Here is a 14,335-nt window from a genome sequence, read left to right on the forward strand (position 1 = left end):
CTAGAGCGCAACTTCTGGAATTTCCTCTAGGGTAACAAGTGGCGCTTCGTCTTGGGGCGGCTGAAGCTGACCTCGCTGGCAGCGTAGGGCAAAGGCGCAGACCTCACAGGGTTTGAGGGACTGCGTTTGTGGAAAAGGCTGGCGGGTTTCCTGATAGCGCTGGAGGCTATGGGTGAAGCGATCGAGCAGCGTTGTCAAGTCCTGGTAAGTTTGCTGATGTTGGGCTTCGCTGTAGGAAAATTTAAAGCACTGCGGTTTCAGTCCGTCTGGTGAAGGCTGTACAAACCAGTAGGTCATGGAAATTTGGTCGGGCTTGTATTCGCTCGTTTCTGCCAGGACAAAGGGATAGAGACGAGTTTGCCAATTTTGCAGCAGCCAGTCGGGTTTTTGAGGGCGAGGGTAGGTTTTCCAGTCCAGGATTTGCGCCTCATGCCGATCGAGAATCAGCAGATCGTAGATGACGGTAAACAGATAGCCTTGGAAATGGAGCGATCGCCCATGTTCGCTCTGACGGCTGGAGAATGCGCTAGGCGAAAATAGCTCTGGCACTGACTGAATAAAAGTCTCGACTGAGTGATGAATCTGCCGATCTTCAGGCAAGCCTTCTGGATCAAGCTTCAGCCCTAGCTCTCGCTGCTGCATAAGTAAATGAAAGCGATTTCCCCAGTTAATGCGCTCCTGCTGCTCCGGGGCGATCGGCACATTGAGCTGATCCAAATAGGTGTATTGAAACTTGCGGGGGCAGAGCGTCAGGAGGTTGAGTAAGCCTTGGGAGAGGTGAAGCATGAGGCGAGGCAATTTGGAATTTTATACCGTCTTAAAAGCCAGTTTATACAGCGCTACGCGCTTAGATCCAATGAGTTATTTTTTGAGAGCCGCGCTCCGCGCGGCTCTCAAAAAATAACTCGTCCTAATACCAATTTGAGTTGGAACCACGACAGATCCCAGTACAGGCTTGCCAAGCCCCTTCTGAGGTTCGATGTGCCCACAAATTCGTCTAAATAGGACGGGGACATTTAGGGTGGAGCGCGAGGTGCCCGACCCTAAATGTCCTAAAGAACATGGATTTAGCAAGATGTAATGCTTGGGGTAGGGGCTTAGTAAGGGCTTAGCAATGCTAAGCCCTTACTGGCTAGCGACTTTGAGGGGATTGTGTGAGCTTGATCAGGTGTTCTAGCTGAAACTCGCTGACCAGCTGAGCGATCGCCTTTCTGAGTCCATAATGCTCTTCTGAAAGGTCTTTTAGGAGTTGAGCGATCGCTTTTTCGTCAGCGCTACGGGCAGCTAAGTTTAGCTGACTGAGCCACTCAGGCGGCATGGCTTGCAGAGCGTGCAGCTGTTGGAAGGCATCTAGATAGGCTGACACATCTGATGTCATGTTTTTGAGGGGAACATAAGCTTCTGAGGCTTCGTAGAGATATTGAACATCCAGATGATGGCGGATCGTCTCCAAAAAAACGGCTTCTGAGCAAGGCTTACCCACAAAGTCATCGCAGCCAACCGCCATAATTTGCTGCTGTTCTTCCTCAAACACTGTGGCAGTAATGGCAATGATCTTGGTGGGCGTGGGGCAGAGTTGGGGGAGAAATTCAGCCTCTCTAGCGCGAATCTGGCGAGTTGCCTCCAAGCCATCCATCACAGGCATTCGCATATCCATCCAGATCAAATGCGGCGCGTAGGTTTCCCAAAGGGCGATCGCCATTTTGCCATTGTGGGCAGTTTGTACCTCAAATCCGGCTGCCATGAGCCAACTCACCATCAGCTGAGCATTTGCCTCAGTATCATCAACCACCAAGATCCGATAGGTGGGCTGATTGGGAGCTAGCTTCACTTGGTCAGAAGAAAGACCTAGGTTTGCGACGGGAGCAGAGGGGACAAAAGGCAGCGTGAATTGGAAGGCTGAGCCTTTACCCAAACAGCTATTGACAAAAATCTTGCCCCCCATCAAGTTGAGAAAGCGCCGACATAGGGTTAGCCCTAGCCCGGTGCCTTGCTTGGAGCTGAGACCTGCCTGAGCTTGGACAAAAGCATCAAACAAGCCGTCAATTTCTTCAGGTGCAATCCCGGAACCCGTATCTTCGACGGTAAACAGCAGTACTTCTTGATTAGAGTCTTCCTCCTGCAATCGGCTCACCTGAAGCCTAATGAAGCCTCGCTCTGTAAATTTGATGGCGTTGGCGAGTAAGTTGGTGAGAATCTGGCGCAGTTTGCGATCGTCCGTCTGAATAAATTGCGGCACGCCGCTATGGCGATGGCACGAAAGCTGAATACCTTTGACCTGTGCCCGCAGACTAAACATTTCTTCGATATCCTTTAGCAGCGCGTACAGGTCAAAGGAATTTTCTTGGAGCGAGGTGCGACCCGCCTCAATTTTGGCGATCGACAAGACATCGTTGATCAACTGCAACAGATATTCGCCGTTGCGGTTAATGGTTTGGAGCTGCTTGTGCTGCTGAGGCGTGAGGCGATCGCGCGTCATTAGCTGGGAGAAGCCAATAATGGCGTTTAGCGGCGTACGCAGCTCATGGCTCATGTTGGCAAGGAAAATGCTCTTGGCTTTGTTTGCGGCTTCGGCAGCTTCTTTGGCTTGCCGCAGCTCTGCTTCAGCCTGCTTGCGCTCATGAATGTCTCGCCCAACCGATTGAATGGCGATGAGATTGCCATGCTGATCAAAAAAGCCGCGATTGATCCACTGCGCCCAGCGCTCGCCCTGGCAAGTCACGCCGCGATTTTCGACCGTCACTACCGGGTTCTCTGGGCGAAGAGCCATAAAACACTCAGTCACATAGTCGCGATCTAATTGAGACACAACCGGAACATAGTGATGACCGAGCAAAGCTTGGCGGTTTAATCCAAATCGGCGGCAGTAAACCTCGTTGGCGTAGGTAATCATCCCATCGGCATCTAGCTTGACGATAAATTCGGTCTGGTCTTCCAGAATGGCGCGATAGGTCGCCTCACTGCGCTGTAGCGCTTCAGTGCGTTCTTGTACCTGTACCTCTAGGGTGCGGTTGTAATCTGACAAAAGCTGTTCGATCTGCTTGCGATCGCTAATATCAATGACTACTCCATCCCAATACACGTTGCCATCGGGCTGCACATCGGGCGCAGCAAAGTTTTGAAGCCATTTTACTTTCCCAGAAGGAGTTGTGATGCGGTAATCAATTGACCAAGGCTGAAGGGCGCGGATGGCGATCGGTGCCAGAGTTTTGAGGTTGATCGCATCCTCAGTATGAATCAGCCTCCATAGCGTGTTAGAGCTTTGCCGTACGGCATCGGCTTCTACCTCAAAGATTTCGGAGCAGCGAGGGCTGATGTAGGTAAATTGGTCGGTGCCATCAGGGTGCATGATGTAACGATAGATGACTCCTGGCACGTTTTCGGCTAGCCTTCGGAAGCGGGCTTCACTGTCTTGCAAAGCTGCCTCGGCTGTCTTGCGATCGGTGATGTCGATTAAAACTCCTGCCATTCGTACAGCTTTGCCTGTCTGATCATAAATGCCGCGTCCTTGACCCAATAACCAGTGCAGACTGCCGTCCGGCCAGAGAATGCGGTACTCTGCGCGGTAGTCTGTTCGGCTTTTTAGAGCGGCAAAAATAGCCTGTTCGACCCTCCCCAGATCTTCTGGATGAACGCGATCGCGCCAGTGCTTATAAGTGGGTTCAATACTTCCAAGCCTATAGTCCAAGACCGTATAGGTCTTGTCGTTCCAAGTGTTGTCGCCTGTAGCAATGTGCCAATTCCAGCTTGCAATCTGACCAAACTCCATAGTCAGCCGCAACTGTTCTTCGCTGCGTTGAATTGCCGCCTCGGCACGCTGGCGATCGCTGATGTCTTGAAACACCGTGATAGCAGAAATTACCTGACCCATCTCGTCAAAGATGGGAGCCGATCGCACCTCCAGCAAAATTACCTCATCCTGCCGACGCACCTCTATGAGCTGATTCGCAACAAATTCACCCTTCAGCGCTCGTGCTCCAGGCAATTGCTCATGGGGATAAAGCTCTTCGGTTCCTGCCCGATAAAGCTGATAGATTTCAGGAAAATCTTTGTGGGCAGCACCCGGAACAACCCCCGGAGGGATAAGTTCTTGTCCTGCTGGATTCATATAAGTGAGTGTGCCGTTTGCATCTAGCGTAGATACCCCAATCGGCAAACTCTCTAAAAGCTGGGCAATTTTTCGTTCGCTTTGCTCAAAGGCGGTCAAAAAAGTCTTGAGCTGAACTTTCATTTGGTTAAACGATCGCGCTAATTCTCCAAACTCGCCGCTCCGGTGAATCTCGACCGGGCGATCGAACTCGCCCGCCGCCACTTCTTGAACTGCCTGCTGCAACCGCAGCAGAGGAGCCGTTATCCACTGTGCAGTCAAGATGCCCGACCCAATGGCTAGTAGCAGTGCCGCTATGCAAAGCAGCACTGTCCGAGACATATTTTCATTCACTTGCGCCATGAAATCAGCTTCTGGCACCACCACCACAATGAGCCAATCGGGGAGATGAGAAATCTTGAGATTGGCGCTATTGAAACCAGACGCAGAAAGCGGCAAAACTTTGGCAAAATAGCGCTGCTCCGCCTCTTGAAATCTAAAGTTTGAGCGGTTGCTGACCTCACTCACGGGTTTAAGCCGATGAATGTGGCGAGCCGCCGCCTGAATGGCAGGCACCTGGCTATCGATCGCCTGACGACGGAACTGCCCTGCCCCAGATTGTCCAGCCCCGAAAGCTGATTCTTGGCTAGAGCTGACTACTAGCTCTCCCGATCGCTCAATGATAAACACGTGCCCCGACTGACTCACATAAGTTTGCTTCAAAAAGTTCTGAAGATTTTGAAGGGATAAATCTGCTGAACTCACGCCTAGCAGCTTGCCAGAGGCACCATAAATGGGCTGACTTGCAGCGATGAAAACGGTGTCCGTCGTATAGCCAGAATAAATGCCTGTCCAAGCCGCTTTGCCTGCCATAGCGGCTGCTTTATACCAGGGACGCTGACGAGAATCGTAGGGCTTTGGCTGAACCTTTACAGGCGTAATTCGCTCTCCCCGATCATTCATGGAGTAGTAGATAACTTGAGATTGCGTAGACTGATTTGCCACCGCAATTTCTACATCAGGGCTACCGTATTCTCGATGAGCGCCTGAGTATGCCCCATCTACCTCAGCACCCAGCGAGATCCAGGAAAGGTTGCCAAACTGACGCATCTGCTGCCAAAGATACTTCTCGCGCTGAGGGTCATACCGATTTAGATCTAGCTTTAGGTCACCTCGATCGATCGCGTCTAGATTGAGTTGATTGACCAAATGCGGCGTTGCTAAATAGGTTGTCAGAGTTTGATCAACGCGATCGCCCACCTCTGTCATCAGCTGCTCTGCCAGCTGATTGACCGACTTTTGTCCGCTTTGGAATGACAAATATCCGGTCAGCCCAACGGCTCCCACTGTTTGCAGCACAAAGGGCACAATCAAGACTAATCTCAACGAGAGTTTCTTATTGAAAAGCCCACCAGCAGAAGGAAATGGAAGCATAGCCTGAATAACTATAGGAAATACAGTCTAGATTTAGGAAACGCAATCCAAATTTAGGGAATACAATCTAACAGAGATCTGATGCGATCGGGTTGGTATAGCAGTTTGGCTCACATAACAGCTTGGCTCACATAACAGCTTGGCTCACGTAACAGCTTGGCTCACATAACAGCCTGAAAAGCGACTTCCAAAGCATCTATGCCGGAATAGTCGGCGGTGACGATGCGATTGCGACCTTCAGCTTTGGCTTGGTAGAGGGCGGCATCAGCGGCAGCGATCAAATGTTTGGCAGCCAGCTCCATTGTGGGCATTAGAGTCGCTACCCCAAAGCTCAACGTTACATATCGGCTCACAGGAGAGGCAATATGCTGAATTTGCAGGTGACGAATTCCCATTTGAATCTCTTTGGCAACTTGCAAAGCTCCTGCTGCTGGAGTGTTGGGTAAAATGACCACCATTTCTTCGCCGCCATACCGAGTGGGCAAATCGGTCGATCGCTTGGCAGTCGCTTTTAGCACTGTTGCAATGTTCTGCAAACAGGTATCGCCAGCCTGATGCCCATAGGTGTCGTTGTACTGCTTAAAACAGTCGATATCGCAAAAAACCAGCGAGATGGGCTGCTGTTCGCGGATCATGCGGCTCCACTCATGGGTCATGTAGTCATCGAATCGACGGCGGTTAGCGAGATGGGTCAGTTCATCTGTGTTGACCAGATGCAGAAGCTTTTGATTGGCAAGCTGTAGTGCATCTTCGACTGTTTTGCGATCGCGAATTTGCTGCTGGAGAATCTCATGCTGGGACTGCACCTGCTTTTGCAAACGACTCAGCTTGAGATGGGTTGAGACTCTCGCCAACACTTCCGCCATCTGAAACGGCTTAGTAATGTAGTCAATGCCTCCTGCACTAAAAGCCATAGCTCTGTCAATTTCTCCATCCAAAGCGCTTAGAAAAATAACGGGAATATCGCGTGTTTGGGGTATCGCCTTCAGATGCCGACAGACTTCGTATCCATCCATTTCCTGCATACAAATATCCATCAAGATCAGGTCTGGAGGAAGAGTTGCGGCAGCTATCAACGCCATCCGTCCGCTAATAACTGTGCGTACATCATAGCCTTGCTGCAACAGGATTCCAGCGAGGAGACGAAGATTGTCCGGGATGTCATCGACAATCAGGATATTTCCCTTAGAAATCATCTGTATATTCCTTGATATTCCTTGAGGTTGAAAGTAGCGAGTTTAGAATTCGTATAGGTGTTTTGCTTAATTTGCCTTAGCCATGAAAAAACTGGATCAGGATTTCCACTTAATCCACCCATAAATCCCGAAAATCTACTGAATTTCTACATAAAGCTGATATATTTCTTACTCAGAAGTTTGTGAGCTACTCACAAACTTCTGAGCTAAAGCACGGCAATTAGTGATTCAAGGGCAGTTAGGATAAAAGCAATCCGCAATAGCGCCTAAATTGCAAATCTAAAGTCCAAAATCTAAAGCTCTGAGATTTCCATGAGTCTTGACCTGACCCGATTTGCCAAAGTTTGTAATCCTAGCCGGACATTAGTTGTAGGCAACGTAGAGGATCAGCCGTATTACATTGACTTTGCGTCCGTCAGAGGCGGCAAGATCATTGAGGCTCTGGAAAGAACGATCGCCCGTCTTTCACCCAACGAACCCACCTGTCAGCTTTTCACTGGACATATTGGCTGCGGCAAATCCACTGAGCTGTATCGCCTCAAAGCCGACCTAGAACAGCAGAATTTCTATGTCGTTTACTTTGAGGCAGATCAAGATCTGGAGGTCGATGATGTAGATGTCACCGATATTCTGTTGGCGATCGCCCGTCAGGTCAGCCAAGGTCTTGAAAAGATTGGCATTCGCCTCAAGCCCAGCTACTTCGAGCGGCTGTTTGCCGAAATGGGCGCAATCTTAAAAACGCCGATCGAGCTGGCGGCTGAAGCGGAATTTTCGATCGGCATTGGCAAGGTTATTGCCAAAACCAAAAGCAGCCCGCAATTTCGCAGCCAGCTGCGCCAATATCTCGAAACTCGCACCAGCAGCATTCTAGAATCGCTGAATCAGGAGCTGCTGGACAAGGCGATCGCCGAACTCAAACGACGGCAGAAACAGGGCTTGGTCGTGATTGTAGACAACCTCGATCGCGTCGAGAATCGGCTGAATGGCTCTGGACGATTGCAGCCAGAATATTTGTTTATCGATCGGGGGATGCAGCTCCGCGAACTCAACTGTCATGTGGTCTACACGGTGCCGCTGGCTCTGATGTTTTCTAGCGAAGGTGAAGCCCTCAAAAACCGTTTGGGGGGAGGCGTTGCGCCCAAGGTTTTGCCCATGGTACCCGTTTTGCAGGAAGACGGTACAGTCAATCTCGAAGGCATGGCGCTCCTGCGGCAGATGGTGCTGGCTCGTGCCTTTCCCGAAACCCATTTTTCTCAGCGGCTCGATCGCCTAGCCGAACTGTTTGACCATCCTGATTTACTCGATCGCCTCTGTCAATTTAGCGGCGGTCATATGCGCAATCTGTTGGGTCTGCTGTTTGGCTGTCTCCAGCAGCAAGATCCGCCCTTCTCGGCAGACTGTCTAGAAGCCGTTATTCGCACTTATAAGGATGATTTGGCGCTCACCGTCAAAGACGATCAATGGTCGCTGCTCAACGAAGTGGCACAACGCAAGACGATCGGCAATGAGCCAAAATATCAGCATCTGCTGGCGAGTCTCTATGTATTTGAGTATCGAGGACAAACCGGGCGATGGTTTGATCTCAATCCGGCTCTAAAGGAGATCGAGAAAACAACTTTTAGAGAATATAAAGAATAGACTCAACAGGAGCTTGCTAAGATCGTGGGCACTGGAAAGATCTGACAATCCACAATCGTTTATCTAGGCTAGAGGCAATGGAAGAGTTTTTCGCGAACATTTCTCGCTATCCACGTTACTTCATTAGCTTCACCTTGGGCATATTGCTGACGTTCTTCAGTCCGCTCCTGCCCATGTTTAAGCGACCCACAACGGCGATCGCGGCAATAGCGCTCTTGGTGTCCGGTTTCATACTGCTGAGCTTTACGCTCCGCGCTATGCTGGGACTGGAAGCAGTTTGACGGCTCAGCGCGGCTCAAGGAAGAGCGGCTCAGCCAGACACATGATGGAGAGAAACTATGGCTACGGATCGTCGGGTTGCGCGTGTGGCGGAGTCAATTAAGCGGGAGGTCGGACAGCTACTGTTTTCCGGCATTAAAGACGATCGCGTGGGCATGGGGATCGTCAGCGTCACAGATGTTCAGGTGGCAGGAGATCTGCAACATGCTAAGATTTTTGTCAGTATCTATGGCACCCCCGAAGCCAAAGCATCGGCAATGGCGGGGCTAAAATCGGCAACGGGCTTTGTGCGAAGCGAGTTAGGACAGCGCATTCGCCTACGCCGCACCCCGGAAGTAGTTTTCATTGAAGATATTTCTTTCGATCGCGGCACCAAAGTTCTTTCGCTCATCAATCAGCTCAGCCGAGAGCGCAAAGACATTCCTGAGTCAGAGGGCGATCGCTGGGAAGTGGCTAGCAAATCAGAAAGCGCGGCTCTAGAGGATGACGATCTAGAAGATGATCTAGACGACGACATAGAGGATGGCTTGGAGAATGACGACCTAGAGGATGACTTGGAAGAGAATGACCTGGACGATGACTTGGAAGATGACAATTTCGTCAGTGCCCAAGAGAAATAGATTCGCTTCAACTCTCTTGCCCTTGCGATCTCAGCCCAACGTGATCCTAGCTCAACATGATCCTCGCCAACGCGCCCCACTCTGACTGGAAAACGCTCTCGCTAGCCGAGCAAGTCGCTCAAATGATCGTAGTCCGCGCATCCGGACACCTGTTTGACGCCCAAATTCAGTATCCAGATTGGGAGCCTCCTGCCGCCATGCTGCAAGAGTGGGTGCAGCATGGCGTAGGGGGCGTAATTTTGCTGGGCGGTAGCGCTGCCGAGGTGGGGCTACGATCGCAGCAGCTTCAAAGCTGGGCAAAGGTGCCTCTCCTGATTGCTGCCGATATTGAAGAAGGCGTAGGACAACGCTTTGCTGGGGCGACCTGGTTTCCGCCGCCGCTGGCGCTAGGGGCGATCGCTCAAACTAACCTGAATCAGGCGATCGCCTACGCTGAGCAAATTGGCAAAATTACGGCACAAGAGGCGGTGGCGCTCGGCATTAACTGGCTACTGGCTCCAGTTGTGGATGTTAACAACAACCCGGCTAATCCGGTGATCAATCTGCGGGCTTGGGGTGAAACGCCAGAGGTCGTCAGTCAGCTAACTGCGGCTTTTATTCGCGGGGCACAGCAGCATTTGGTGCTGACTGCTGCTAAACATTTTCCAGGACATGGCGATACGACGATCGATTCTCATATCGATCTACCGCTGATTCTTCACAATCGGTCGCGCCTTGCCCAGATTGAGTTTCCGCCCTTTGAAGCGGCGATCGCTCAAGGCGTGGATGCCATCATGACCGCTCATCTGCAAGTTCCGAGCCTAGACGATCGCCCTGCTACTTTCTCGGCAGCTGTTGCCGAAGAACTGCGTCAGCGGATGGGATTTACGGGCTTAATTGTCACCGATGCGCTAGTCATGGGCGCAATCACCCGGCAGTACGGCGCAAATGAAGCTCCCGTCTTGGCGATCGAGGCAGGAGCCGATGTGCTGATGATGCCTGTTGATCTCGTGGGCGCGATTCAAGCTATCTGTGCCGCCGTAGAAACTGGAAGAATTGCCCCAGAGCGAATTCATGCCTCTCTAGAGCGCATCTGGCAAGCTAAGCAAAAGGTCTGCACTCCATCGGGCGGTTCTCAGGTGCAAGCTCTGCCGATCCAGCTGGGGCAGTTGGCACAGCCGGAGGCGATCGCCACAGCCAGCAATATCCTCAAAGACTCGACGCGGGTGCATTTCCCAGAGCGATCGCGCCTAGAGGAGACTGCCATCCCTAAACGGCGACACAACCTAATCTTGCTAGACGATGCGCTCAACAGCGCATTCTTGCCTCGCCAATCGCCTGCCATTGCCCTACCCATGGAGCGAGGGTACGGGCTACAAATTGTCGATCGCTACACGCCCACCATGCTGCTCTCGGCTGAGGTGGATACCTTCCAGCCGACTTTAGTACAGCTCTTTGTTCGCAGCAATCCCTTCCGAGGCACAGCCGGACTCACGCCGATCGCCCAAAACTGGCTTTATTTCCTGATCGAAACCGAGCAGCTCCAGGCTTTAGTTTTGTATGGCAGCCCCTATGTGCTGGAGGCGATCGTGCCTCGCCTACCGCCAGATGTTCCCTACGTCTTTACCTATGGGCAAATGCCAGCCGCCCAGACGATCGCTCTTGGCGCGCTGTTTGGTCAAGCTACAGTGGAGACATTGAACAGAGAAACACTGGCAAGCGATCGTATGTTTACAGACTGAGCCTATTGATTAAGCTAGTTGACAGACGGCTGACAAACTGAGGACAAGCTTGGCAAATGACTCCCCACCTAATCAACCGCACAAACGTTCTTACCCTGTAGTTTTGCTATTAATTGGGTTAGGAACGATCGGCGGCTGTGTGGCGCTTTCTCGTTGGCTGCCTTCGGGGTCAGGATGCTATGTTCTGAATTGGCAAACCTGGACTTGGGTTGCTCAGGAAACCTGTTCCCCATCTAACCGTGATCTCTAACTGTGACCTCTAACAGTGACCTCTAACCGCGATCCTTATTTAAGCAGCTACCCCACGAGTTAGGTTTAGCTAAAGTCGGTAGGAGCGGAGTATCCGACGAACCCAGTCTAAAAACTTTAATTTGAAAGAGGTTTACCTGAGTGTTATTGAGAAAACTTTTGTTTCGATTTAAGCAAAGCCTGTCTAGGGCGATCGCTGTTACCCTAGCATCAGGTCTAGTGATTTGGGGATTAACCCTCAGCCAGCCGAGTTTCAGCACTCCCGACCCGATGCCCTCCAACCTAATTTCCCAAATATCTCCTATGGCTGCCCCAACCAAGCTCTCTGCCTCTGAACTCACTGCCGCCCTCAGCCAGCTCGAAGGCTGGACGCTGCAAAATGAGAAGCTACACCGCCAGTTTCAGTTCAAGTCTTTTGTAGAGGCTTTTGGCTTTATGTCGAGCGCCGCACTGGTTGCCGAGTCAATGAATCATCACCCTGAGTGGTTCAATGTCTACAACCGCGTCACCGTTGACCTCACGACCCATGACGCCAACGGCATTTCTGCTCTAGATGTGACTCTGGCGAAAAAAATGGACGAGCTGGCAAAGTAGCTTTGGGTGTCCAGTAATGCTCTAGGCCTGTTGATTTTTTGAAAGGGTCACGAAGCGCCCCTTTCAAAAAAATCAACACCACATTCAAAACACACCTGGGTGTCCTTTAGCTGCGTCCTGTCGTGGATAAGCCTTCGACGATCGCCGAAGGAGTATAGCAAGAGCCATTCCAGTCGGCATCGTCGCCCAGCTCGGTGAGGTGCTTTAGAGCCTGATAGACGTTGCCAGATACCATTGTGTCTTTGACGCGTCCCACAATTGCGCCCTTTTCAACCCGGTAGCCCAGCTCTACGTTCACCGAGAAATCGCCTGAAATCCCTGCGCCGCCGCCCAGCATCTGGTCGATAATGATGCCGCGTCCCAGAGTCGCAATCATCTCTGAAAAGGGCTTCACTCCCGGCTGAATGACGAGATTGAACAGTCCCGGCGTCGGGTAGCTGCCCAAGCCAGGACGAAAGCCGTTGCCCGTAGTGCCGCTGCCCAAAGCCCTGCCGATCGTCCGGTCTGTATAAAACAATTGCAGCACGCCGTCTTTAATGAAGGTAATGGGCTGAGTCGGGGTCCCTTCATCATCAAAGGGACAGCTAAAAGGACCTGAATCGGGTTGCTGTGACAGGGTAACGATTGGTGAGGTGACGGGTTCTCCCAGACGATCGCTCCAGGGCGAAGCTCGCTCAATCACCTGCTTGCCGTTCAGCGCCGCCTGGACGGTACTCCACAGCATATCGGCTGCTTTAGAGGTAAACAAAATAGGGACGCGACCCTTGGGGGGGGCAACATTTTTCTGTGCCCAGTTGAGGTGCTGAATAATCTCTTGCGCTAGGGCGATCGGGTCGAGGTGAGTGCGCCTTGTCTGCCCATCTGCAATACAAAGAAAGTCGTCGCCGCGCACCCACTCTGCCGATAGGTAGCAGCTTAGGGTCGTATCGGTGTAGCCGCAGTCTAGCCCTAGGGAATTAATGAGCCGCGTCGCTTCTGCATCGCACTCCCACTCCGCATTACACAGCACCTCAGGATAGGCTTGACGAACCAGCGCGATCGCTTCTCGCCCCCATGCCACAAGCTGATCGACTGCGACCGCCGTTCCCAAATCGGGATAGTGGGTTCTGGCAGCAGGGGTGAGTTCTAGAGCTTCGGGTTCGTTGAGCTGACTAATGGCGATCGCCCGATCTACCAACGCCTGCGGCTCTACTGTCCCATAGGCAACGGCTAATCCGGGTCGTCCATCTCGCCACAGCCGCAGCGCAATTCCCTCAGCCTGTGAGCTTTCCAACTGCTTCAGCCGATTGGTTTCAAAAAAAACGGGGCGAGACAGCGAACTAGACTGAAAGACTTCGGCAGCTTCGGCACCCGATCGCAGCGCTAGTTCTAGCAATTGTTCTGCTGATCTTTCATCGGGCAGAACAGAGGTCAGCAAAGGGTCGATCGGGCTATCAAAACTCATACGAGATCTATCGATGGGGCTGAGAAGGCTATGTCTGTGATGCAGCTTTGAAGAAGGCACAGCCCAGCAAGTTCTCTAATTGACGTTGCTGATTTCAGGAATAATTTTTTTGGAAAGAGGCGCTAAGTGCCTCTTTCCAAAATTTATCCCCAGATTAAGCAATGCCCTCTAATTATCTTCTGGGATCAGGGGACATTAGGCTAGGTTCAATTCCTGCATCATCCAAAATCCGGCAAAAGCTTCCGAGTTGGCATCGGACTGCACCGCCACGAAGTGAATTCGGTTGGCTTTCTGCTTGGTCATTTCAAAACTTTGGGCTTCGGATTGCAGCGGCGAGGTAGGCAAATTTGCCAAAATCCAGCCTTCGTTTGCGCCTGTTTCTAGAACCAGCTGAGTCGGCGATTCGCTGCTGTATCGCACACAGGCAAGCTCCAGACCTGACATCCAGGCGGCTAGGGGCAGCGATCGCGAAGAGTAGATAATCACGCCTGGAATCGGAGTGTCGGGGCTGACTCCAAACATGGCAGGCGGAAAAGATTCGCTAAAGCCGATCTCCCAATCAGTCATTTCGTCGAAGGCGCTGGCTTCTAAGGTGACAAATGTCCACTTCTCGCCAATCAGGGCATCCGGCAAAGCCTTAGCGGGCATGGCGGGCATCGTGACAGAAATATTGCTTCCTGGCTGATAATTGGGCAAGGTGGGGTAGTAGGTTTGCGATCGCTCCTCAATCCACTGGTTCAGTGCCAGAGTCCGCCGACTGGAGGCTGCCGGAATGCCTGCATCTTCACAGGCTTTGGTGATCATATTATTCATCTGCCGACGAAAGAAGCGAACTTTATCCGGTGGCTTAGGAGCCTGTTCCAGAGCGGTTTTCAATGCCGATCGCAGCGAAACAGAATTTACCTCGGTGTTGCGGAAAAACTGGGAGTAGCGAAACAGATCGGTCGATCGCGTTTTTACGTCTGCCGGACTCTCGCAGATCAGCACTTCCCAAAGCTTTTTCTGGTTGTCGTCCAATACAGGGCGTGAGTAAAAATCTAACTCCCAAATCGTTGTCATAGTCAAGTTCTGAT

General features: G+C 51.7%; 10 protein-coding genes and 1 pseudogene. 6 read left to right on the forward strand and 5 right to left on the reverse strand.

All coding sequences use genetic code 11. The annotated features are described in order from the left end of the window. The 3 genes from AC5JMP_RS27565 to AC5JMP_RS27575 form a co-directional block, all read right to left on the reverse strand. Entirely contained in the window at positions 1 to 786 is a 786-nt protein-coding gene (locus AC5JMP_RS27565) for a PD-(D/E)XK nuclease family protein (RefSeq protein ID WP_495854708.1), read from the reverse strand. Between the two features lie 346 nt (positions 787 to 1,132). After that, a complete protein-coding gene (locus AC5JMP_RS27570) occupies positions 1,133 to 5,455 on the reverse strand; it encodes a PAS domain S-box protein (RefSeq protein WP_495854758.1) in 4,323 nt (1,440 codons plus the stop codon). A gap of 227 nt (positions 5,456 to 5,682) precedes the next feature. Beyond that, complete coding sequence (locus AC5JMP_RS27575) at positions 5,683 to 6,717, reverse strand: diguanylate cyclase domain-containing protein (RefSeq protein WP_495854709.1); 1,035 nt, start codon at positions 6,715 to 6,717, stop codon at positions 5,683 to 5,685. A gap of 306 nt (positions 6,718 to 7,023) precedes the next feature. Between AC5JMP_RS27575 and AC5JMP_RS27580 the strand changes: the two genes are divergently transcribed. From AC5JMP_RS27580 to AC5JMP_RS27605, 6 genes and pseudogenes are all read left to right on the forward strand, one after another. Then, positions 7,024 to 8,355, forward strand: coding sequence for a P-loop NTPase fold protein (locus tag AC5JMP_RS27580; RefSeq protein ID WP_495854759.1), 1,332 nt, complete (start codon positions 7,024 to 7,026; stop codon positions 8,353 to 8,355). 77 nt (positions 8,356 to 8,432) lie between these two features. Then, positions 8,433 to 8,636, forward strand: a complete 204-nt coding sequence (locus tag AC5JMP_RS27585; RefSeq protein ID WP_495854710.1) for a DUF751 family protein — start codon at positions 8,433 to 8,435, stop codon at positions 8,634 to 8,636. 57 nt (positions 8,637 to 8,693) lie between these two features. Beyond that, a pseudogene (gene rbfA / locus AC5JMP_RS27590) lies at positions 8,694 to 9,053 on the forward strand (30S ribosome-binding factor RbfA); the annotation flags it as partial. A gap of 257 nt (positions 9,054 to 9,310) precedes the next feature. After that, positions 9,311 to 10,975: a glycoside hydrolase family 3 N-terminal domain-containing protein gene (locus AC5JMP_RS27595; protein ID WP_495854711.1), complete on the forward strand. Its 1,665-nt coding sequence runs from the start codon at positions 9,311 to 9,313 to the stop codon at positions 10,973 to 10,975. Positions 10,976 to 11,024: 49 nt separating this feature from the next. Further along, entirely contained in the window at positions 11,025 to 11,225 is a 201-nt protein-coding gene (locus AC5JMP_RS27600; protein WP_495854712.1) for a hypothetical protein, read from the forward strand. 158 nt (positions 11,226 to 11,383) lie between these two features. Further along, positions 11,384 to 11,818, forward strand: a complete 435-nt coding sequence (locus AC5JMP_RS27605) for a 4a-hydroxytetrahydrobiopterin dehydratase (RefSeq protein ID WP_495854713.1) — start codon at positions 11,384 to 11,386, stop codon at positions 11,816 to 11,818. A gap of 106 nt (positions 11,819 to 11,924) precedes the next feature. Here AC5JMP_RS27605 and AC5JMP_RS27610 read toward each other — a convergent pair whose 3' ends face one another. Beyond that, positions 11,925 to 13,262: a TldD/PmbA family protein gene (locus AC5JMP_RS27610; RefSeq protein WP_495854714.1), complete on the reverse strand. Its 1,338-nt coding sequence runs from the start codon at positions 13,260 to 13,262 to the stop codon at positions 11,925 to 11,927. A 195-nt stretch (positions 13,263 to 13,457) separates the two neighbouring features. After that, positions 13,458 to 14,321 carry a Tab2/Atab2 family RNA-binding protein gene (locus AC5JMP_RS27615; RefSeq protein WP_495854715.1) on the reverse strand — a complete coding sequence of 288 codons (864 nt, stop codon included), beginning with the start codon at positions 14,319 to 14,321 and terminating at the stop codon, positions 13,458 to 13,460. Positions 14,322 to 14,335: the final 14 nt, after the last annotated feature.

The organism is Drouetiella sp. (assembly GCF_059504425.1).